At 41.2% G+C, this 21132-nt stretch carries 17 protein-coding genes; 9 read left to right on the plus strand and 8 right to left on the minus strand.

Features of this window, described 5'->3' with window-relative positions:
- Nucleotides 1–31: 31 nt before the first annotated feature.
- On the plus strand, nucleotides 32–244 hold the full coding sequence (locus tag H6G76_RS03425; RefSeq protein WP_190695345.1) for a hypothetical protein: 213 nt from the start codon (nucleotides 32–34) through the stop codon (nucleotides 242–244).
- Between the two features lie 689 nt (nucleotides 245–933).
- Nucleotides 934–2058 carry a hypothetical protein gene (locus H6G76_RS03430; protein WP_190695348.1) on the plus strand — a complete coding sequence of 375 codons (1125 nt, stop codon included), beginning with the start codon at nucleotides 934–936 and terminating at the stop codon, nucleotides 2056–2058.
- Between the two features lie 334 nt (nucleotides 2059–2392).
- Here H6G76_RS03430 and H6G76_RS03435 read toward each other — a convergent pair whose 3' ends face one another.
- Nucleotides 2393–2857, minus strand: a complete 465-nt coding sequence (locus tag H6G76_RS03435) for a CYTH domain-containing protein (protein WP_190695352.1) — start codon at nucleotides 2855–2857, stop codon at nucleotides 2393–2395.
- A 233-nt stretch (nucleotides 2858–3090) separates the two neighbouring features.
- Here H6G76_RS03435 and H6G76_RS03440 point away from each other — a divergent pair, with 233 nt between their 5' ends.
- The 3 genes from H6G76_RS03440 to H6G76_RS03450 all read left to right on the plus strand — a co-directional run bounded on the left by H6G76_RS03440 (nucleotide 3091) and on the right by H6G76_RS03450 (nucleotide 9533).
- On the plus strand, nucleotides 3091–3435 hold the full coding sequence (locus H6G76_RS03440; protein ID WP_190695355.1) for an antibiotic biosynthesis monooxygenase: 345 nt from the start codon (nucleotides 3091–3093) through the stop codon (nucleotides 3433–3435).
- A gap of 292 nt (nucleotides 3436–3727) precedes the next feature.
- A complete protein-coding gene (locus H6G76_RS03445) occupies nucleotides 3728–5164 on the plus strand; it encodes a deoxyribodipyrimidine photo-lyase, 8-HDF type (RefSeq protein ID WP_190695358.1) in 1437 nt (478 codons plus the stop codon).
- 484 nt (nucleotides 5165–5648) lie between these two features.
- On the plus strand, nucleotides 5649–9533 hold the full coding sequence (locus H6G76_RS03450; RefSeq protein WP_190695363.1) for a DUF2157 domain-containing protein: 3885 nt from the start codon (nucleotides 5649–5651) through the stop codon (nucleotides 9531–9533).
- A 443-nt stretch (nucleotides 9534–9976) separates the two neighbouring features.
- Here the strand turns inward: H6G76_RS03450 and H6G76_RS03455 are convergent, their stop codons facing one another.
- The 4 genes from H6G76_RS03455 to H6G76_RS03470 all read right to left on the minus strand — a co-directional run bounded on the left by H6G76_RS03455 (nucleotide 9977) and on the right by H6G76_RS03470 (nucleotide 13729).
- Nucleotides 9977–10552, minus strand: coding sequence for an HdeD family acid-resistance protein (locus tag H6G76_RS03455; protein WP_190695366.1), 576 nt, complete (start codon nucleotides 10550–10552; stop codon nucleotides 9977–9979).
- Between the two features lie 68 nt (nucleotides 10553–10620).
- Entirely contained in the window at nucleotides 10621–11967 is a 1347-nt protein-coding gene (locus H6G76_RS03460) for an erythromycin esterase family protein (protein WP_190695370.1), read from the minus strand.
- Between the two features lie 458 nt (nucleotides 11968–12425).
- The gene (locus H6G76_RS03465; protein ID WP_190695373.1) at nucleotides 12426–13013 is read right to left on the minus strand and encodes an RICIN domain-containing protein; all 588 of its coding nucleotides are present in this window, start codon (nucleotides 13011–13013) and stop codon (nucleotides 12426–12428) included.
- Between the two features lie 236 nt (nucleotides 13014–13249).
- Nucleotides 13250–13729, minus strand: a complete 480-nt coding sequence (locus tag H6G76_RS03470) for a hypothetical protein (protein WP_199337233.1) — start codon at nucleotides 13727–13729, stop codon at nucleotides 13250–13252.
- 460 nt (nucleotides 13730–14189) lie between these two features.
- Between H6G76_RS03470 and H6G76_RS03475 the strand changes: the two genes are divergently transcribed.
- Nucleotides 14190–15452, plus strand: a complete 1263-nt coding sequence (locus H6G76_RS03475) for a tetratricopeptide repeat protein (protein WP_190695376.1) — start codon at nucleotides 14190–14192, stop codon at nucleotides 15450–15452.
- A 27-nt stretch (nucleotides 15453–15479) separates the two neighbouring features.
- On the opposite strand, the gene H6G76_RS03480 is transcribed toward H6G76_RS03475, so the two are convergent.
- The gene (locus tag H6G76_RS03480; protein ID WP_190695379.1) at nucleotides 15480–16286 is read right to left on the minus strand and encodes a PhnD/SsuA/transferrin family substrate-binding protein; all 807 of its coding nucleotides are present in this window, start codon (nucleotides 16284–16286) and stop codon (nucleotides 15480–15482) included.
- On the minus strand, nucleotides 16283–16549 hold the full coding sequence (locus H6G76_RS03485; RefSeq protein WP_190695382.1) for a hypothetical protein: 267 nt from the start codon (nucleotides 16547–16549) through the stop codon (nucleotides 16283–16285). Before H6G76_RS03485 ends, H6G76_RS03480 begins: the two co-directional genes overlap by 4 nt.
- Before the next feature lie 567 nt (nucleotides 16550–17116).
- Between H6G76_RS03485 and H6G76_RS03490 the strand changes: the two genes are divergently transcribed.
- The 3 genes from H6G76_RS03490 to H6G76_RS03500 all read left to right on the plus strand — a co-directional run bounded on the left by H6G76_RS03490 (nucleotide 17117) and on the right by H6G76_RS03500 (nucleotide 19473).
- Nucleotides 17117–17749: a bifunctional 4-hydroxy-2-oxoglutarate aldolase/2-dehydro-3-deoxy-phosphogluconate aldolase gene (locus H6G76_RS03490; RefSeq protein ID WP_190695385.1), complete on the plus strand. Its 633-nt coding sequence runs from the start codon at nucleotides 17117–17119 to the stop codon at nucleotides 17747–17749.
- An 80-nt stretch (nucleotides 17750–17829) separates the two neighbouring features.
- Nucleotides 17830–18339 (plus strand): L,D-transpeptidase, encoded by a 510-nt coding sequence (locus H6G76_RS03495; protein ID WP_190695388.1) that lies wholly within the window; start codon nucleotides 17830–17832, stop codon nucleotides 18337–18339.
- 594 nt (nucleotides 18340–18933) lie between these two features.
- Nucleotides 18934–19473: a L,D-transpeptidase gene (locus H6G76_RS03500; RefSeq protein WP_190695392.1), complete on the plus strand. Its 540-nt coding sequence runs from the start codon at nucleotides 18934–18936 to the stop codon at nucleotides 19471–19473.
- A gap of 204 nt (nucleotides 19474–19677) precedes the next feature.
- On the opposite strand, the gene H6G76_RS03505 is transcribed toward H6G76_RS03500, so the two are convergent.
- Nucleotides 19678–20682, minus strand: coding sequence for a PleD family two-component system response regulator (locus tag H6G76_RS03505; protein WP_190695395.1), 1005 nt, complete (start codon nucleotides 20680–20682; stop codon nucleotides 19678–19680).
- Nucleotides 20683–21132: the final 450 nt, after the last annotated feature.

Below are 21132 nucleotides of genomic sequence, written 5' to 3' on the forward strand. Positions count from 1 at the left end.
CTGCTCCCCTGCGGTTTAAACTGCAAATTAGGTGCTTAACAGCTTACAACCCCTCCCCAACCCTCATGCCAATGCAGCTTATGCCGGTAAACCCGTCCACCGCCAGTTGCGCCAGGGTGCCGTGAAAGACATCACATCACCATCTGGGGGCTTGTATCCCCAACCCTACACTCCGCCCCAACGGTGCTGCACATCTTGTTCAGTTGTGATGAAGCGATTTTTAAGAGTTAATGAGTACTCTTAGCATTCAATTTTATCAATGGTAGTATGAACTCATATACCGAAACAACTATATTTAACCAGAATCCTCAGATTCTAAACCTAAACTCATCAACGATCTGCCTACCTCCATAAACAATGGGGGTATTTTTTTGTCTATTTTCTTATACACGCCGCATCTTCCGAGTCAAGCACATAAGCAATACTTTGCATCAATGCCAGAAATTGTCAGATAGGAGGATAAATGCTACTGTATGCCAAAGCTTGAGTTAAAAGTTGCGTTCTTAATAAGAAAAAATGCAACACACATACACTATTTTCTTACCTTAGGCCGATTAATAAAAATAGATTTTAAATTAAAAAGACATTAAGCAAGATCAATCAAGATCAATAATGATTTAAAAAGTTGTGTAATAAACGACAAAAATTTTTCAGATGCCATGATATTGTCTTACTTGATCAAGCAAATATGCAGATATTAATAGTTTATATCAGTTGTAATAAAAAAATATGCAAAATCTATAAGTAAAAAAATATGCATCCAAAGTGGGTTGCCAAAAAAAATATTTTGTGTAATTTCAGGTTTTAAAAGTATGCAATGAAATTGCCAAAACATAACACAACTCGAATTTTTGTGAATTGACAAAATAGATACAGGAAAGCATTTACCACCAGTTTTGACAACCAAATTAAGTTACTCAGGAAGACTCACTTATGAATGCACTCTCCATTACGAAGCTTGCTGCTCCAGATCGATTTTGGTATACAGGAGTTGGGAAAAAAGTCTTGATTGACGTAGGTAGCGATCGCCCAAAAATAATTACTACAGCTGGACAGAGTTCGGGTTTTGAGGCAACTGCCAGCTACACTGATCCACAGACAGGCAAACTCCGGTTATACAGCGATGGTCAGCTAATCTTCAATGGACAAACTCATCAAATTTTAGAAGATGGGGTTTGGGGTGCAACTAGTTGGTCTGCAACACAGGCAGTGGCAATAGTCCCATACCCTGATGGTAATCCTGACAGATTCTACATCTTTACAAACAACAACCAGACGATATACTACTCGATTGCCGATTTATCCCAAGGGACTAACGGCTCAGTTATTCTTTTAAACCGAAAATTAACAAGCAAAGCGGATAATCCAGGGGAAGCTTTGGGTGTCGCGCCGCATAGCGATGGCAAATCTTTTTGGCTACTGATTTATAACGGTAGAACTGAGATCCGTTCCTACTTAGTAGACAAAAATGGTATTAATAGCAAATATGTTTCCTCTGCAACTAGGTTTCCCGAAAATCGGCTTAACTCCTTAGTAGGTAAAAGAGTTCACAAAGGTTCAATTATTTTCAGCCCCAACTGGAACAAAGTAGCCTTGGGTGTAGCAGGATTAGGAATTGCGATCGCTAAATTTGACCGCACCACTGGCAAAATTAGTCACAGCGATTTTTTAATTCGTGGTTCTGCTGGGTACTCCTGCGCCTTCTCACCTGACAGTACAAAGTTGTATTACGCTAAAGGTGATTGGGAATTTGGACAGTGGAACAAACATACCTTAGAAGGCTGGAGTGCTACACCACACCAAATGGACTTAGTTACTGAGATAGAAACAGAGATTGATACATTAGCAATTGGCGATATCACTGGCTATTCTGGGTCAAGGTTAGCTCCTGACGGCAAAATCTACTGGACAGGACAGGGCAAATCTTTTCTGGCTGTGGTGGAAAATCCCAACGCACCAGGAGACGCTCTGATGTTTAATCCTCATGGCTTATCCTTAGGAACTGGTGTTTGTGCTAGCTGGAATCTGCCAACACAGACATTTAGCTTCCAGAAATGATGAGGATTTATATCGTGTTCGGTGAAAGACTTCTCATTCAGTCCGCACAGAGAGCAGAGGAAAGGATTCCTCTGCTTTCTAAATATGCAAATTAGATTTTTAACAGCTTATACTAAGTTGCGTTCAGAAATAGCATTCCTACTCCAATACGTTTCGGTTAAAGGGGAAAGGCGAAGAAAGAACCTTTAACTCAAACCCAGTAACCTTCTCCCCAAACCAATTCTTAGTTCAAAATGCTTATCTGAACCGTATTGGATGCATATTTGTGTTTTTCCATCCATTGGCGCATTTCCTCTTCAATACATTATTGGCAACTTAATTTGTTGCTCAAAACTTACCATTGCGAAAAAGGAACCTTTGCTAAGTTGCTGTTGAAATACCTAGGATCATCGGAAACTTCTTCACCAATCCAATCTGGTAATTCAATTTGTTGTTGTTTATCACTTAGTTCAACTTCTGCTATTATCAATCCTTTATTAGCACCATCAAACTCATCAATTTCCCAAGTTAAACCCGCCCAGTCTATTTTGTAGCGCACTTTCTCGATTAATGGGCGATCGCATAATGTATCTAGCATTTCTTGAGCATCTGCCACCGGAATTACATACTCAAATTCAGCGCGAGTATATTTCTCGCTGCGCCCTTTAATTGTTAAATAACCTCTGTTATCAGCAATCCGAACTCGGACTGTAGCTGCTTTTTGTGTAGAAATATATCCTTGACGATAAACACTACCCTGAGCTAGTTGTCTCCAACTATCTGATTTGACTAAAAACTTTCGCTCTATTTCTTTTGCCATATTATACCTTTTTATTGAATTTTAAAGCATAGATTATGTAAGATTTTGAGTCTTTAATTGTTGTAATTAAAGTTAAACAAAGTAAATTTTAAGTTTTGCTTATTTTTTGGTTTTTTCTACTTTTTCTTACTATATTCATCTTATCGTTTTAACCAATGGAAATATCAGCTAAAACACCAAAAAAAGTACACTTATTGCTATATCACAATACTTAAAAAACGGAGTAAAATTTTATGGATTTTCAAGATTTTCTTCGGCATCAATTTAGCCATGTTGTTATGGGAGAATTTAAACCAGGTAAATTTGAAGCCGCAAAAAAAATATATGAAGAAGCAGTATCAACTTATACAACAGGTTTCAAAGGAGCCTATTTGTTGCAAGAACCAGGAACCGATAAAGGCATCTCCATAATTTTTTGGGAGAGTGTCGAAGATATGGAGGCAAGCCACAATGAAGTTTACCAAAACATTTTAAAAAAAATGATGCCTTTATTTGCCGAGCCACCACACAGTTTAGTCTATGAACTGGTTTGTGAAATTCAACCGAAAGAGGAAAAGCAAGAGAAAGAGGAAGTCTGAAATCTAAAATTTTATCTTTTAGGCTGCTGCGTTTTGAGTTGAAAGTGTCGAGTGCCGAGTAAAAATACTAAACTCTAGTAGTTCACCACACAAACTTTGTACAGTGGTAAGCCCAGGAGCGGAGGAGAGGTTACAGTTCAAGCTCCTCCGCTCCCCTGCTCACGCCAGTCGCTACAAGTCGGGAAACGCGCCCAACGCGCTGGCTCCCCTGCCGCCTATTTTTATCAAACTTAAAGTGAAACGGTATTACTGCTAGGATTTAGCATAGTACAAGAGAACTATAAGGTATGGAATGTCTGAGTTAATTCTGTTTTGGCATCGCCGTGATTTACGCATTTCTGATAACACCGGGTTAGCTGCGGCAAGAAGGCAGAGTCCTCAAGTAGTCGGTGTATTTTGCCTCGATCGCAATATTCTCGAACGTGATGATGTTGCTCCTGCAAGAGTAACATACATGATTGGTTGCTTACAGGCATTGCAAGAGCGATATGCCCAAGCTGGCAGTCAACTGTTGATTCTTCATGGCGATCCTGTACAAGCAATTCCAGAGTTAGCAGCAGCTTTGAATGCTAAAGCCGTGTTTTGGAATTGGGATGTTGAACCATATTCCCAAATCCGCGATCGCACTATAATTGATGCACTCAAAGAAAAAGGTATTGAGTTTCTGGAAGAAAATTGGGATCAAATTCTGCATTCCCCTACAGAAATTCGCACAGGTGGCAATGCACCTTACACGGTTTATAGTCCGTTTTGGAAGAATTGGAGTAGCAAGCCAAAAGCCAAACCTGTAGAGAACTTGGAAGCGGCGGAAGGACTAACAGCAGCTGAACAAGAAATTGCTAAAAAAACAGGTGCGATCGCATTACCGACAGCTAAAGATTTAGGATTTATTTGGGAAGTTGGCGACTTAGTAATTCAACCAGGTGAAGCCGCCGCCCAAGAAAGATTAGCAGAATTTACTGATAAAGCCATTACCGAATACCAAGAACAGCGCAACTTTCCAGCAGCTGACGGCACATCGCAATTGAGTGCTGCTTTGAAATTTGGTGCAATTGGCATTCGCACCATCTGGCAAGCCACTGTTGAGGCGCAAGAAAATAGCCGCAGTGAAGAAACAGCAGCCAGTATCCGCACTTGGCAACAAGAACTAGCATGGCGGGAATTTTATCAACACGCTATGTATCATTTTCCAGCATTAGCCGAGGGTGCTTACCGCGAAGCCTTTAAAAACTTTCCTTGGGAAACCAACGACGAACATTTTCAAGCATGGTGCGAAGGTAGAACAGGCTACCCCATCGTTGATGCAGCCATGCGCCAATTAAATGAAAGCGGCTGGATGCACAACCGTTGTCGGATGATTGTGGCTAGTTTCCTTACCAAAGACTTGCTCATCAGTCCGCAATTGGGCGAAAAATATTTTATGCAAAAACTCATCGATGCAGATTTATCGGCGAATAATGGCGGCTGGCAATGGAGTGCTTCGAGTGGGATGGATCCCAAACCTGTGCGAATTTTTAACCCAGCTAGTCAAGCACAAAAATTCGATCCTGATGGCGAATACATCCGGCGATGGTTGCCAGAATTACGATCTATAGATACAGAATATTTAGTAACTGGTAAAATTACTCCTTTAGAGCGTCGTGCTGTTGGTTATCCTGAACCTATCGTGGATCATAAAATACGGCAACAGCAGTTTAAACAGCGTTATCAAGAGCAAAAAAGTTTATAGCAGGTGATAGGTGATAGCAGGCGACAGGCAATAGGGTTAAAAGTCTTCTAGTATATGGCTTTGTTCTTAAAATCTGTACTTCATTTACCTGCAATCTGCTGTATATGCTTTGGCTATTGCTATAACACTAGAACTATAGCAGGGAACAGGCTTAAAAGCCTCTGAAGAGCTATCCAGCCACTGCTACCTTATACCATTTCACGCACAACCCGATACACATACATCATGTAGAGACGTAGCATTGCTAAGTCTCTACAAAAAGATATAGCAGTCGAAGTAAAGGTTAGGACAAGCACTAATCATAGAATATAGACACTGACTTTCAAACCTATTCCCTGTTGCCTATTGGCTGCTATGGGTTTCATATTTATGGAAATTGGTATTAAAACATTCTAGAGATAGCTCCCCTAACTGGCATAACCTAAGCCAAAATATACTTTTCCCAAGACAAGATTTTAAGTATATACTCACACGGCTGCCGCTTATGTCATCATCTCCGGAGCGCCCGTTAAAAATTCATCTGACGCTGCCATCATCTCATCCCCAATTACTCGAAGGCTTAGATTTATGGCTGCGTTTAGGTTTGATATCTGATGCCCAAGTTAGGCAGTTGTGCCGCGAATTTCTGACTTGTACAGTTGTGTTACAACCGCAAACTCAGCAAGAACCACAGGTAGCGGTTGCAACTACGAGACAGCCAGAAAGACCACTAATTGCTTCTTTACCACCACAGCCACAAAAAGCGACTCAACCCAACTTTGTAACGAGAATGTTGCAATCTCTAGGGGAAGAATTAAGCGTGCGTTGGCTGCTTTTTTTAGGCGTGTTTTTAGTAGTGCTGTCCTCTGGGGTGTTAGCAGCAAGCCAGTGGGAAAGATTTCCCGCAGCCGGACAGTATGGAGTGCTATTTGCTTATACTCTCACTTTTTGGGGCTTGAGTTTTTGGACTGGTAGGCAAGATAACCTAAGATTAACAACTCAGACATTGCTGATTGTGACTCTATTTCTCGTGCCTGTGAACTTTTGGGCAATGGATAGCTTCGGGTTGTGGCAGAATCCTGTGAATTTATTGGCAGTTGCGATCGCTGCTCCTATCCTCACAATTATTACAGTTTTACTCTGCGACAATCGCACAGTTTTACCCAACTCCCGCACCAGAAGATTACCACTCATCAATATTCTGGCGTTGAGTTATCTGCATTGGGGTTGGCAATTACCAAATTTCCCCTTAATTGCTGTGTATGCAGCGATGATCGGCACAACTATTATTACCATCTTTCACAATCGCCAGCGACCACCCACAATCCCAGAAAATCAAGGTGAACAACGCAGCAACATCAGTAAAAGTTTATTTGTCACTGTCATTGTTTATTCACTCATATTGTTACTATCACGGGCAATTTTTGTTGCTGGAGTGAATGTAAATCAACTGGGGTTAGCGATAGGGATTTGCGGTTGGTTGATTAATTGGTTGGCTCAGGAGAGGCAGGGGAGCAGGGGAGCGGGGGAGCAAAGCCTCTCGTTACCTTGGGAACTGTTGGGTAGTATCTTACTGTTTCTGGGTTGGGCTGTAGCGGTAGTAGATTATCCTTGGCAAGCTTTGGCTGTGAGTGGTTTGGCTTTGTGGTACGTCAGTCAACATTTGCAGAGATATAATCTTCAATTTGACTTAGCAGTCATTTTCACAATCGGTTTACAGTCGATTTGGCTGGGTTGGCGGTTAGTACCTGCGGGAATGCAACAATGGGCGATCGCAACTGGTATTTATCTCACCAAAGCACAAAATGAACCTTGGGCGTTGCTGAGTGTGGCGTTATTTCCATATTTAATATTGATGTTGGCGTTGTGCGATCGCTTGCGTCGTTCTGAAAAACGAGATTTAGCTGATTTTGGTGAAGCACTAGCTTTATTATTTGGTACTGCTTTAACGACAATCTCCACAGTCAATCCTACATTGCGATCGCTGAATTTAGTTTTTTCTACAATTACCCTGGCTGTTGTCACTAAACGCCGTTCACCATCCCCCACGCCTCTGATTTACCTGACGCACTTTATCGGCGTGCTGGCATTGTTTTCTACCATTGATTGCCTATTGCCGAATTTACCTAACTACCTGTGGGCAGGTATTGTATTAGCGGTGATGGTTGCAGAATGGATATTCAGTCTTGGCAATAGTGTATGGCAACGGAGTGCATGGCATATTGGCTTAGGACTATCTATTTTAAGTTTTGTGCTGTTGGCGGTAACTCTCGAATCTGCTTGGTATGGTGTAAATCCTAAGCAAGAAAATTGGGGAGCGATTTGGTTAATTACGCCGTTAACGCTAACAGTTTTAGCGAGTCGTACCACTGCACAACGTCGTAATACTCGAAGTTTCTTAAGTCTGTTAGCTGTAGTAATGGCACAGTTTCTCACTCTCCCAGTACTGGAAACGAGATTAATTGGTTTGGCTGTGGGTACGGGAGTGATGTATGCCAACACACGCTATTTAAGGAATCAACCAACGGCGGGATTCACCATCGGTTTAGGATTGAGTTTGCTGGAGGCGTTGCTGTGGCGAGGAATACCGGGATTACCCCGCCTAGCTGTGGCTGGGTGGTTTGTAGTAGGTGCGATCGCTACTTTAAGTTTATGGTTAGCGCGAACAGTATTACAGCGACGTGAGAACGAGTTAGCAGTTATCTATGCAGATGCTAGTGATAAATGGGCGATCGCTTTATGTAGTGTTGAGTTAGCAATGCTGACACTACACTCAACGTTAGTTTATCAGGGAGCCGTTGCACCAGGATTATGGTATCTAGTTGCTATAGCTATTACCTTGAGTGCAATTGTTTATCGGAGTTGGCGCGAACCGACAAACTGGGCATTTTACGGCATTGGTTGGTGTGTAGAACTGTTAATTGCCGAGGTGCTAGGCTTTGGAGAACGCTCTATAATTCGAGTGGCGATCGCAAATATCGCCTTAGGTTTATGTACTCAGCTTTTAGGGGAATGGTGGCGACGCAGATCTCATTCCGAAAGGCTTCCTAGCAGTTTGCACATTTTGCCATTAATGTATGGCGCATTTAGTGTCTTACTGCGGTTGAATAGTTTTACCGAAACCACAGGTTTATTTACCTTGGGTGTAGCGTTAATCGTCATCGGTGTAGGTAGAAGACACCCAGACTTTAAACCCCTACTTTACTTAGGAATTATCGGCGTATCAATTTCTGCCTACGAACTCTTGTTCTATCAAATGTCTCAAGCAAAGGGAGGCGCAATAGGTGATGGTTTGATTGCGATGTCAGCCTTGGGTACAAGCATCATGTTAGTTTACAGCAGGTTAGCTCCTTGGTTGAGTCAATACTTGCGCCTTACCTTGCAAGAAATTAAAGGCATTGCTCATCTTCATTGGGCTTGGAGTAGTCTACTATTAATGGCCGCTATTAGTCTGCCGATTCAAAACAACCGTTTGGTGGGATTGGGTACAGGTGGATTATTAATTATTTATGCCATCATGCAAGGACGGCGTTCTGCTGATTATCTGCCGCCTGTTTTTGGCAGAATTAGCATAGAAGATATGTGGGTTTACCTCGGTTTATTAGAATTAGCCGGGATGAGAGTGTATTGGCGAGAAACCGCCGTCGGGCAGTTGATAACTGGGTCGTTAGTACCTTGGAATGGTGCGATCGCTTGTTTAATAGCTTACTTTTTATACAGCTTACCCTGGGAAAATTGGGGTTGGTCAAAAAAACCTTGGCAACTCGCCGCATATATTCTGCCGTTAGTAATTCTGTGGGAAACCAGACTGCAAGTTTACTCGATTACTTTGGTACTTGCAGCAGTGTTTTATATCATCCTATCCAAGGTGAGTGATAATATTCGCGTTAGCTATATCAGCGTTGCCTTAATTGATTGGGCGTTGTTTAAATGGTTTTATGATTTACGCCTGATAGATAGTTTATGGTATGTTGGCGCGATCGCTTTATCCCTACTGTACATTGCCCAAGTCGATACTCAACTAAGACTGCCTGAATATAAAGCATCTCGGCATACATTAAGGCTTTTAGGTAGCGGTTTAATTTGTGGATGGGCAATTTTATTTCATCAACATCTACCTTTCATCCCCGGAATTTTTAGCCTCATCGCTATTTTTGCCGGACTAGCTTTAAGAATTCGGGCTTTTCTTTATATTGGTACAGCCACTCTTTTAATTACTAGTGTCTATCAATTAGTAATTCTCAGCTTAAGTTATCCCTTTTTAAAATGGATTATTGGCTTACTAGTGGGCATTGCCCTAATTTACATAGCTGCTAACTTTGAAACTCGCCGCACCCAACTTAATAACCTACTTCGCAACACTAGCGGTAACTTTCAAGAGTGGGAATGATTCTTTACAGTAGGCAACAGGCAATACAATACTTTTCGGTTAAGCATTTTTAACTTGTAATCTGGTTTTGGGAAAAGGTTAAAGGGTAAGGGATAAAGGTTTTCTTCTACTTTTTACCCTTCCCCTTTCCCCTTTAACCGAAAGGTATTGACAGGCAATAGGGTTGAAAGTCTTTTAGTCAATACTGTTCGTTTAAGCATTTTTAACTTGTAATCTAGTTTTGGGAAAAGGTTAAAGGGTAAGGGTTAAAGGTTTTCTTCTACTTTTTACCCTTCCCCTTTCCCCCTTAACCTAAAGGTATTGGTCTTTTAGTGACAAGGCTAAAATGTTGCATTATGAATCTCTTGTGGGATGGGCTAGAAGCCCCACCATAAAAGTTATATTTATGTACTACTTTAGTCTAGACAATCCACTACTTAAAATACTATTGCCTATTGCCATTCCTATAGCAGCTTAAGTTGCTCACCCCACTTCTTTAGCCGTAAAGCAAAAACCAACATAACAACGCCAAAGAAAATAGCATAAGCCGCAATTATCCATACAATATTCATCGTTTCAGCCAAAGGCCAAATAACTAATAAAATACCAAAGACGATGGATGCAATACCGGCTCCTACCAGTAACCATTCATTTTCAACTTCTCGTCGTACATAATTGGCTGCAATAATTTCAAAAATGCCAGTGATAATTGCCCAAGCTGCTGTTAGATAAAGCAGAACTAATGCAGTAATATCTGGCCAAATAAAAGGCAGAACTCCGGCTGCAATACCAATTGCCCCTTCGATTAACAAAAACCATCCGTGAATATTGTTTAGATGTTTCAATGCAGCGATCGCTAATAATATTCCACCACCCAGGGCAAAAGCAGCAAATAAAAATACTAATATTGGCAAAGTAAATTCTGGCCAAAATAGCGCGGCTGAACCAAATATGATAGCAAGTATTCCCCGCAATGCGAGTGTCCACCAATTTCGCGCTAAACGTTTTCCTATTCTTAAATGCCCTAGGTTTTTTTTCATAGCTTGAGGTCATTGGTCAAAATGCAGGAAACTAAAAAATAAATTTTCAAACTTATACTTCAATACTTTTAAACTCCAGAAGGAAAAGTCTCTGGTGGTTCACCCATTTCTTTATACTTGATTCGGTCTAAAGGTTGAACGCCTTTAGTATCATCAATATGAATTAGGGCATCAAATTGGTCAGGAAGACAAACATCAAAATAATGGCTGACGCGCTCAGTTTTTGGTCGGTAAATTACACCAATTGCTCTTTGTAGGCGGTTTTTTTTGAGAGCTTCAATGGCAGGATGCGCACCTCTTAAGATTAATAAAAACTGTGTTATTCCAGTCTGATGAAATACTGCTTCGTAACTTTCTGGTAAAGCAGAGCGAACTTGCTTGAGTTCGGCGCTTCCTCCCCAATGAGAAGCAGCAATAACTGTACCAGTATATGTACTAAACCCAATTAACACTGCATCATTACCATAGCGTTCACGCACTAACTGACCAACATTTAGTTCACCCATTCTTTTCATATCAGTTGCTCTTGCATCTCCTAGATGAGAGTTGTGTTCCCAAACAACAATTTTGGTTTGTTGTCCTTGCTGATCAAAATGGGCTATTAGTTGGTCTAGAGTTTCTGCCATATGGCGATCGCGTATATTCCAAGATGATTCCCGTTCGTGGAACATTGTGCGATAATACATCTCAGCATTTTTCACTAGGCGCGCATTCTGTTCGGCGTAAAAATATTCATCCGCCGCCAAACAACCATCTTTGTGAAAGTACTCGTTTGTCCGGTTTTGTAGTTCCCGCAGCTGATTGATGACTTCTTCCTCACAGGGTTGGGCTAGTCCCAGACCAGTAGCATACCCATAATTTTGAGTGTCTTCACCAAAATGCTCTAAGCATGAGTAACGCTGACGAGCGCGATTTGCTGCTTCTGGGTCAATGCGATCGAGGTATTCAATAACTGCGTCTATAGAGCTATACATACTGTACAAATCTAGCCCATAGAAGCCAACTTTCATTCTATCTCTCGGCAACTTATCATTATATTCACGTAGCCAGTAGACAAAGTTTAAAACATCAATATTTCGCCACATCCAGGCAGGAAATTGTCGAAACCCAGCCAATGCTGCTTCTGGTGTTTGGTCATGACTAACACCCTGCACATAACGATTCACACGATAAGCATCAGGCCAGTCTGCTTCTACTGCTACCGCCGTAAAGCCTTTCTCTTGAATTAGTCTTTTAGTAATTTCGGCCCGTTGTTGATAAAATTCATGAGTTCCGTGGGAAGCTTCACCAATTAGAACGAAACGAGCATCACCAATTAAGTTCATCAATTGGTCATAGTCTTGGGCTGCACCTGTGAGCGGATATGCAAATTCACGCACCACATCGACGAGGTTGGTTATGGTTGCGTCTGGCATAAGAATTATTTGTTAGTCAGAATTTTACGAGTTCTTAGTCAGCATTACTGCGTAAGCTAATACTGATATTTATGACACATATTTAATGAAGTCACTTACTCAACTCAGCATAAGAATTTCTTAATTCTTTTCCATCTGGCTAACGGTGCATGGTGTTAAATAGTTTAATCTCCCTAAGGGAAGACATAGCCGAGAAAACCTAAGTAAAATCAGCCTGTGGCTGTCGCGTTCTTATGTTGAATATCCTCGTGCTAATACCATTTCATTCAATTAAAAACACATACAGCAGTTTTCATCCCACTGAGGTACATTCCTCTCGCCCCTATCTACTTGTACTGTACTCAACCGAGAAACGCTGTAATTTTTCTAGCGGCAATTATAGTTTGCTAACCCTCTAAATAATTGTTGGTTGAGTGTAGCTCTGGAAGACTTATGCATTTACACTCAACCAACAATTCTTAAAAGCTTGATTGCCATCCCCACCTCTGATCGGTGGTTCTACCAAGAGAGCTCAATCCAGATAGTTCGCAATCAGAAAGTATCAATCGTGTACTATTACGCGAACCAGGCTGTCCTTCTACATCTATGCATTTGTTGGATAATCCATTCCTCAGAAATCCTGCACCAATGTATTCCCACCTTTGATCTGTGGCACTACCAAGAGAGCTAAATCCAGATAGTTCGCAATCAGAAAGTATCAATCGCGCACCATTAGTAATACCAGGTTGTCCTTGTACATCAATACATTTGTTGGATAATACGTTTCTGATAAATCCCCCACGAATAAATTCCCATTTCTGATCTGTGGTTCTACCAAGAGAGCTAACTCCAGATAGTTCACAAGTATAAATTTGCAACTGCGCGCCATTAACTGCGCCAGGCTGCCCTTGTACATCAATGCACGTGTTTGATAGTTCGTTTTTTATAAAAATTCCTCCTACTTGAGCAAGAGCATTTTGATTTTCTAAAACGCTGGTTGCTCCCCATAAAAGTGACCCAACGAAGCCAACCGTAAGCACTGTAAGCTTGTTTAAAATAGGTTTCACAAGTTTTATCTCCTTGAGCGAAATGTTCCTGAGACATAAAGCCGTTGATAAGCTGAAACATACATTTATTGCATAATCACTTCATAGAGGTTTTGACTGTTGAGGGTTGACTCTCTACATTTAACAGTCAACCCTCAACATCATTCAATATGCAAATTAAATATGGAGCAGCTGATTAATTCTCTTTTGTAAAGCAACTTGTGTGCAGCAAAGCCACACTTCAATTAGGAATTTACTTAAAAGAAGACAAATTCAGCTGTACCTTTCAACGGGGTAAGTTGATAAGTCTGTGTTTGCCCTTGGTTAAATTGCGGAATTACAGAAAAACGGTTAGTTGTTGTAATGCCATAAGTTTCAATCTTGGCATTATTGGCTTGTCTAAGATTTATCCGGGGTAAAAGCAAACTAAATGTTGTGGAACCAGTATCGACTGTTCGGCGGATAATTACAGTCACTAATGTGCCAATTTCTGATTCTGTAGTTTGGATTTGATCTCCGGCAAAATCTAATTTTTGTTCTTTGTCTTCATAATGGAAATGCGGCTTTCCAGTAAGGCTTGACGCTGAGTAATTGACTTTGACTTGCTGCCCTCTGGAATTATAACCACTGAGATTGTACAAGTTTGGTGTTTTTTCTTGGGCATAAGAAGGGATTACAGGTATTGCTGTTAACGTCATACCTAATGCTAATGAAGCAATTAAATTTCTTGCTTGCATAGTTAAAAAAGTTCTCACGAATTAATTCATTAAAACAACTACACAGAACTTACAAGCGATTTCGGAATTGCCAATAAATTATTTGAAACACGACGAACTACATTGCGACCAAGTTCACACAAACCATCTACTTTCCCAAGTAAGCTGTTAAGCACCTAATTTGCAGTTTAGACCGCAGGGGGGCAGAGGAGATGGTTTAAGTTATTTATTCACAATTTCAATAGTGCAGCTTAAATGCTGATTAGCTTATTCATGCCAAAACAGGTAATGCCATCAGCTACACCAATGGCATTACCTGTTTTGTCTTGAGCATGGTCTTGCAATTTCAACCCCAGTTATGACATACTCAGGTAAATACGGTAAATTAGTCGATTTAGTGGTGTTTAATTGTTGACTCAGAAGTTTGGCGGGTTGATAAGCGTTTAACCCCCATTGCTCATACTTAAGCCAGGAATAAACAATGCTAAAAGACGCGCAAGGACTTGATGTTACAACAGACTCACCAGAAGCGATCGCTGCTATCAACCAGTTTATAGATCAATCTCTGAGTTATGGCAAAGATGCTGAAACTGTAATTCTCAAAGGTGTGAAGGCAGATCCGGGCTGTGCAATGGTTTATGCCTATGCGGCGGCCTATTACCTAACTCAAGAAAATGCTCAGGCTTGGAAACAAGTTAGACCATTACTAAAAGCGGCTCAATGTAATTTAGTAGGAATAACGAAACGAGAACGGTTGTATATCCAAGCGATCGCAGCTTGGGCGATGGGAGCTATTGATCAAGCGATCGCATTACATGAAGAAATAGCGCGTAACTATCCTCGTGACCTGATTTCTGTGCAGCAGGGACAGTATCACTACTTCTATTTAGGTGATAAAGAAAGATTGCTCAATATTGCTCAACAGGTTCTAAGAGCTAATCAAGAAAATCATTATCTCTATGGTATGGTTGCGTTTGGTTTAGAACAATGCCATCAACTAGAAAAAGCCGAAGCAATGGGTCGAAAAGCAACTGCAATCAATCGTCGCGATCCTTGGGCGCATCATGCAGTTGCCCATGTCATGGAAACCCAAGGCAGAGTAGATGAGGGCATCGCTTGGATGGAAAGCCTTGCTGATACTTGGGAAAACTGCAACTCTATGCTGTATACACACAATTGGTGGCATATAGCTCTTTACTATCTAGAGCGAGGCGATGCACAAAAAGTATTGAGTCTATACGATACTCATGTGTGGGGTAAGGCGAGAAAAGAATCTCCCAAAGATCAGGTAGGGGCGATCGCATTGTTGTTAAGGTTAGAATTGCGTGGTGTTGATGTGGGCGATCGCTGGCAAAATTTAAGTGATTATCTTTATGCACGTATTGACGAACACGCTTTGCCTTTCCAAGATTTGCACTACATCTATGCCTTAGCTAGAGCTAGAAAATCTGACTGGGTGAACCAAATGCAGCGCAGTATGCAAAATCATGCACTAATGGTGAATCCATACTTGCGTCAGAACTGGTTAGAAATTGCGATTCCGGCTGCTAGAGGGATGGTTGCTCATGCTCAAGGTGACTATTCAACAGCTAAATTCCAATTAAAAACTGTATTGCCACTATTGCATAGAATCGGTGGTAGCCATGCTCAAAGAGTCTTATTTGAGCAAATATATCGAGATGCCCTATGGCGCAGCGAAAAGCAAAGTCAGATGTATGCAATTGCTGTCTCAACCAGAGGATAAAAGCTATTGTGCTAAATCAGGCGATCGCTAGCTGATCGCCTCATATCCAGCCTTGATTGCAGTATTGTAGATTGTAGCGATCGCCTCATATTCTGATAAATCTACAGCCGCAAAACGTCTCACACCAACTTGTTTCATTGCCGTTTGTAGTTCTGCATCTGGATGAAGCAGAGCCGCTTGAATCTGCTGAGTTAGCAATTTATCTAGATGCTGATTTGCTACCAAAGGAGGCATTGGACATGGCCCGATTACTTCCACCACGCGCAGATAATGAGATAAATCAGGACTTTCCCGTAGTTCCTGCTCTAACACTACACTATCAATACCTGCACAATCTGCCAGCCCTTCTACTACCCAACGAATTGAACGCTGGTGAAAGCCTGATTGAATTGTCTGGGCAAAAAAGTTTTTCGGGTGTCCGCCTTGTAATAATCGATGTCGGATCAAATTGTAGCCACTGTTAGATCCAGGGTCGTTATAACAAAAGGTTTTACCTGCTAAATCTGCAAAACTGAACAGATGACTCTCAGCATGGACAATCACATCCGTAAAGTAAATCGGACGGTTTTGATAACGTGGTGCTTCCATGACGGGAGCAACTACAGGTTGTAATGTCACGACTGGACTAGATCTAACTAGAGGTAATCCACAAATAAACGCTAAGTCTAGTTGATCTGTTAATAGTATGGGATCTGCTAGTGGATCATATTTGCTTTGGTGAAACTGAGTTTCAATTCCCAACACACGACCTAAATAAGTCAGTATTGCTTCGTAAAACCAGAACCAATTGGGAGCTAAGTAAGATATAACTCGCAGCTTTGTTGGTTGGCTCACTTGCTACTCTCTAAATCTAATTCATCTTGCTGTGTTGGAACTATCAACAGCTTGCGGGAAGACCAATGAATACTCACGAAAATCAAACTCATCAACGTTAAAAGCATGATGCTAAAAACTATGCCGTAGCCTTTAGTGTGCCACCATAGACGCTGGAGAGATATTTTAACCAGTCGCACAGGTCGCCACAGGTCTTGATTAACGCTTTGAGAATTATCCATACTGATAGTTAAGGATACTGTGTTCTGTGGCGCGATTGTCATTTTTACTACTCCTGAAAGTTATGAAAGTTAAATACGGTAATTCGACTGGTTTAGTGGTGTATTTTAAATATGGCATAGCTTGATGCAACAGGCAATCCCTAATCTTTTTGATGCGATCTCTGGCTAGTAAGCTATTAGGCATTTAACTTGCACATTATTAATTTAACGTGAGTTCGACGGAGCTAAAAAACCCCTCTCCAAACCTCTCCCCCTGTGGGGGAGAGGCTTTGAAACCCTTATCTTTAGTTGAAATATCACAATGTTTTAGCCCCTCTCCGCGTCGGAGCGAAAAGTTGAGCCAGTGCGTTGGACGGGTTTCCCGGCGCAAAACTTTTCAAGACAGAGGGGTTGGGGAGAGGTTCATCGAACTCACGTTAATTTAAGGAAAAACGTCAATTTCTCTCCCCTGCTCCTCTGCGCCCCTGCGGTCTACACTGCAAATTAGGTGCTGAATAGCTTATTAAGTGCATCACCTCAAAACCTCTCCCCTGCTCCCTTCCCCCGTGCTTTTTCATGTGTCACGCTGGTAATGAAGATTTCAATGCCTTGTTTCAAGTCCCAGTGAGAATGTCTAATCAAGTTTGGTTATCACAGTTGCGAAAAAACAGAGCGATCGCTGTCATCCGTGCGTCAAAAATGGAAATAGGCGAACAGATGGCAATGGCGGTAGCATCTGGAGGAATGCAGCTAATAGAAATTACCTGGAATAGCGATCGCGCCGCAGAATTAATCGCTAAACTACGCTTAAAATTGCCAGATTGCATAATTGGTACAGGTACGCTGTTCAACGTGCAGCAGTTAAAAGATGCGATCGCCACAGGAGCGCAATTCTTATTTTCACCCTATGTTGATGGTGCAATGATTGCCGCAGCAGTAGCAAAAGATGTGCCGATAATTCCTGGGGCGTTGACTCCTACAGAGATTGTTAGTGCTTGGCATCAAGGAGCTAGTTGTGTGAAAGTCTTTCCTGTGCAAGCAGTGGGGGGAGCCAGTTATATCAAGAGTTTACAAGGGCCACTGGGGCATATTCCTGTCATTCCTACAGGTGGGGTAAGATTAGATAATGCCCAAGACTTTATCCAAGCGGGGGCTGTGGCTGTTGGTTTAAGCAGTGAATTGTTTCCCCAGAAACTGGTAGCGGCAGAAAATTGGCAAGCGATCGCCCAAAATACAAGTCAGCTAATGCAGCAATTAGCGTAGCAAAATACACACTTAATGAAGTCATAGGCTAAAAAGTAAAAAGGAAAATAATTCCCTAGACTCTTAGAGTGCAATAGATTATGAAAAGCCTGATTAATTCTGAGCCGATGCGTCACTTAAAAAAAATTGTTCTAAGTGCAGCAATATCTTTAAGTGTAATTAGCATTGCAACAAGTACAGCCGCAAGTGCAAAAACCGCGACAATTAAACAAACTATCCAAACTCTACAAAAATCAGACCAACGTTGGATTCAAGTTAATCTCTCAACACAAAGGCTAATCGCTTGGGAAGGAAAAAAACGAGTTTACGCAGTGGCTATTTCCACAGGTAAAAGGACTACTCCGACGCGTGTTGGTAGTTTTAAAATTCAATCCAAGTACAAATCTGCTCGGATGCGCGGTAGAGACTATGATGTTGCCAAAGTCCCTTATACAATGTATTACCAAGGTAGCTACGGAATTCACGGAGCCTACTGGCATAAAAAATTTGGTACACCAGTCAGTCATGGTTGCATAAATGTTGCTCCTAATCATGCCAAATGGTTATTCAACTGGGCATCACTAGGAACAGCCGTAATCATTCATAAATAGACTAGCAAAAAATTTATAGCAGGGAATAGCTTTGAAAGCTTCGTTTGTTGATTAGCTTGTGTCCTAACCTTTACTTCGACTGCTATATAAACAAAAAGAAACAGTAAACAGTTATTAGTGAACTGTTTACTGCTATAACAACAAATCAAGATATTACTAGAGTCGGCTCCGGAATCGCAACAATTTAACTTGAAGTAAGGAATAGCAGACTAGATTACTGTAGTCAGCCCACATCATACTGCGTAAATCCTGTGGAAAATTACAAGTGCAAATATCGAGCCAAGCAAGTTTGCACTATCTCAAATCACAAACCAAGTCTAGAAATCGCAAGCAGTAAAAGGCACATTTAAGCTAGATACAAAGGTAGAAATACTTCTGAGTCTAAAGGCGGAAAACCCTATCTTATCCCTTTAGACCTACTTACAAAATCCAACCTTAGTACGTAGCAGCTTACTTTGTCATAGATAATACTGGTATTAATAGACGTTATTGGATGAGCCGTGTAGATTTTCCACAAACAACAGGGAATTAGTTTGAAAATTTGTAGTTCTGAAAACTACAACATATTTTTTTGTTGTTAAAAGGTGATGCATAATGCAAACCCGGATTCGTAGTGTTGGACTTCGTCGCTCAGGGAATTTTTTGACAGGTATAGCATTGCTGTTAGCGACTTTTTTTTCTTCGTCGTTACCGACAACGGCTGATCCCAACTCTGTGATTGCAACAGCAGCGTCAGTCAATAACAAAAGCTTCAAAATATCTGACAGTCGGCAAGTTTCACAACCTCGGCGGATTGAAATTGATTTATCCCAGCAACGCTTACGTGCATGGGAAGGCAAAAAGCTAGTTTATTCGTTCCGCGTATCTACAGGCAAACGAGCCACCCCTACACCCGTTGGTAGATTTCGTATTCAGTCAAAGTATCGCACTAATAGAATGCGGGGTCAGGGCTACGACATTCCTGATGTGCCTTATGCAATGTATTTTTATGAAGGCTATGCGATTCATGGTGCTTATTGGCATAACCGATTTGGCACTCCCGTCAGCCACGGTTGCGTAAATTTGCCAGTTAAGCAGGCGCGTAAGCTATACAGTTGGACAACGCCAGGGACTTTAGTATTAGTTCAACGTTAAGGTTAATTTTGATAACTTAAGGATGGGCTTTTGCCTGTCCTTGATGTTTTTCTGTATTGGAATTTGTGAATTTCATACTCAACGTAACTCAATATAGCAACCCGTGTAGGAGAGCCAAACAAATCTATTGCCTATTGCCTATTCCCTATTGCCTGCTATATCTTGAGTGCGATCGCCTGGATGATTAGAGCATTGAAAATCACTTTAGTTATTGAACTGTTTACAATTCAGAATTCTGGTTTTTTTTTGGGTAAAAACCCAATTTCCTGGCGCAGTCCATTGAACACAATCTCGTCCTTTTGCCTTTGCTCCATACAATGCTTGATCTGCTGCCATAATTATTGCTTCAAAACTAGAATCAATTTGAGGAATGACTGTAGACAAACCAGAACTTATGGTGACACAAGAACTCACTGATGAACTCTTATGGGGAATAGCAAGCGAGCGCACAGCAAAACAAATTTTCTGAGCAATTTGAGTTGCTCCCTGCTTGTTTGTATTAGGCAAAATTACTACAAATTCTTCCCCACCATAACGAGCTACTAAATCGGTAGGACGCTGAACAACATTTTTAATAGCTTGGGCAATCTGAAAAAGGCAGCTATCCCCTAAAAGATGACCATAAGTATCATTGTAAAATTTGAAAAAATCAATGTCGCAAAGAATAATAGAAATAGGCTGTTGCTCTCGGATCATGCGCTGCCATTCAACAGAGAGATACTCTTCAAAGTGTCTGCGGTTAGCTACTTGAGTTAAACTATCAACATTAGCTAATTGTTGCAATTGTTGATTAGCAATAACAAGTTTTTGCTGTAGCTGCGATTGCTGAATCAACATTTTTACCCGTTGTCGCAAGGTTGTCCATTGAATAGGTTTAATCAAATAATCTACGACACCTAATTGAAATGCACGGTCAACTGATTCTTGATCTTCAAGACCTGTAATCATTAAAACTGGAGTGTGGTTGCTAAAATCAAAAGACCGCAACTTATCGCAGAACTCGAACCCATCCATATCTGGCATGAGGGCATCAAGAAGTATAAGATCGGGGCGCACTTGCTGAAAAATACTTAAAGCCTCTGTACCATTGTTGGCTTCTGCTACTTGATACCCTACTTCCTCCAAATAAAGTCGTAGTAACGTTCGCATGGATGGTTCATCGTCAACAATGAGAATTAAACACTGATTTTCTTGAATAGTGGCTCTCATTATGAGGGGAATGGCTAAATTTTTCCTATCTCAGCGTGTTACTTTGTATGATGCAAAAACTCTCGCTCCTTGATAAATAAATTATTGACTTATTTTATCGTCTTCAGAATTTAGCGCCTCATAAGTATTTTTGAGCATAATATTTATTGAAACGCAAGTAGTCTTGATTCTAGATGTAAATACTAACACGATAATAATGATGTAACTCAAATTACGCCAATACCAAAAGAAGGATTTTCAGTTAATTATGTAGCCAGCAAGTATCAGGCTATATACTGAGACTAGCTCTGTCAAAGCAAGGAGCAGCGAAGAGTAGACTTCAGCAGCACCCTACACATAGCACACTGAAGCTAAGTAATAGTTTTTTTGACTTCGAGCTAGTTTTAACGTGAATTCGATTACACTAAAAAATCCCTCTCCCTACCTCTGCCCGACGCGGCTACCGTGTAC

The organism is Nostoc sp. FACHB-152 (assembly GCF_014697475.1).
Lineage (GTDB): Bacteria > Cyanobacteriota > Cyanobacteriia > Cyanobacteriales > Nostocaceae > Nostoc_B.

What these genes read in the sequence shown, in the direction of transcription:
- H6G76_RS03485 (WP_190695382.1), bottom strand. Translation starts at nt 16,549, where the DNA reads ATGACAATCGCGCCACAGAACACAGTATCCTTAACTATCAGTATGGAT.
- H6G76_RS03495 (WP_190695388.1), top strand. Translation starts at nt 17,830, where the DNA reads ATGAAAAGCCTGATTAATTCTGAGCCGATGCGTCACTTAAAAAAAATT.
- H6G76_RS03470 (WP_199337233.1), bottom strand. Translation starts at nt 13,729, where the DNA reads ATGCAAGCAAGAAATTTAATTGCTTCATTAGCATTAGGTATGACGTTA.
- H6G76_RS03430 (WP_190695348.1), top strand. Translation starts at nt 934, where the DNA reads ATGAATGCACTCTCCATTACGAAGCTTGCTGCTCCAGATCGATTTTGG.
- H6G76_RS03450 (WP_190695363.1), top strand. Translation starts at nt 5,649, where the DNA reads ATGTCATCATCTCCGGAGCGCCCGTTAAAAATTCATCTGACGCTGCCA.
- H6G76_RS03440 (WP_190695355.1), top strand. Translation starts at nt 3,091, where the DNA reads ATGGATTTTCAAGATTTTCTTCGGCATCAATTTAGCCATGTTGTTATG.
- H6G76_RS03455 (WP_190695366.1), bottom strand. Translation starts at nt 10,552, where the DNA reads ATGAAAAAAAACCTAGGGCATTTAAGAATAGGAAAACGTTTAGCGCGA.
- H6G76_RS03460 (WP_190695370.1), bottom strand. Translation starts at nt 11,967, where the DNA reads ATGCCAGACGCAACCATAACCAACCTCGTCGATGTGGTGCGTGAATTT.
- H6G76_RS03435 (WP_190695352.1), bottom strand. Translation starts at nt 2,857, where the DNA reads ATGGCAAAAGAAATAGAGCGAAAGTTTTTAGTCAAATCAGATAGTTGG.
- H6G76_RS03500 (WP_190695392.1), top strand. Translation starts at nt 18,934, where the DNA reads ATGCAAACCCGGATTCGTAGTGTTGGACTTCGTCGCTCAGGGAATTTT.
- H6G76_RS03475 (WP_190695376.1), top strand. Translation starts at nt 14,190, where the DNA reads ATGCTAAAAGACGCGCAAGGACTTGATGTTACAACAGACTCACCAGAA.
- H6G76_RS03505 (WP_190695395.1), bottom strand. Translation starts at nt 20,682, where the DNA reads ATGAGAGCCACTATTCAAGAAAATCAGTGTTTAATTCTCATTGTTGAC.
- H6G76_RS03490 (WP_190695385.1), top strand. Translation starts at nt 17,117, where the DNA reads ATGTCTAATCAAGTTTGGTTATCACAGTTGCGAAAAAACAGAGCGATC.
- H6G76_RS03445 (WP_190695358.1), top strand. Translation starts at nt 3,728, where the DNA reads ATGTCTGAGTTAATTCTGTTTTGGCATCGCCGTGATTTACGCATTTCT.